At 54.7% G+C, this 232-nt stretch carries 1 protein-coding gene; it reads right to left on the bottom strand.

Features of this window, described 5'->3' with window-relative positions; genetic code table 11:
- A partial coding sequence (locus tag SB775_RS34210) for an NTP transferase domain-containing protein (RefSeq protein WP_410865739.1) occupies positions 1-216 on the bottom strand: 216 nt, incomplete at its 3' end.
- Between the last annotated feature and the right edge of the window lie 16 nt (positions 217-232).

Consider the following 232-nt stretch of genomic DNA (forward strand, 5'->3'; position numbering starts at 1 on the left):
CACCCATCGAAAACGCGGATCGGCAACATGTATGCTCTGCTGGATACGATTTTCTTCATGACCGATGACTGCAATGACCCGCGAAAAGTCGATGGCAAGCGCCAGTCTGATCACCTGCTCCAGCATCGAGCAGCCGTGCAGTGTAAGGAGCTGTTTCGCCGTGCCCATTCTGGACGCAGTACCCGCAGCCAATATGACCGCACACCCCTTATGCATAAAAAGCCCCCTCACT

This window comes from Peribacillus sp. SIMBA_075, from assembly GCF_046534585.1.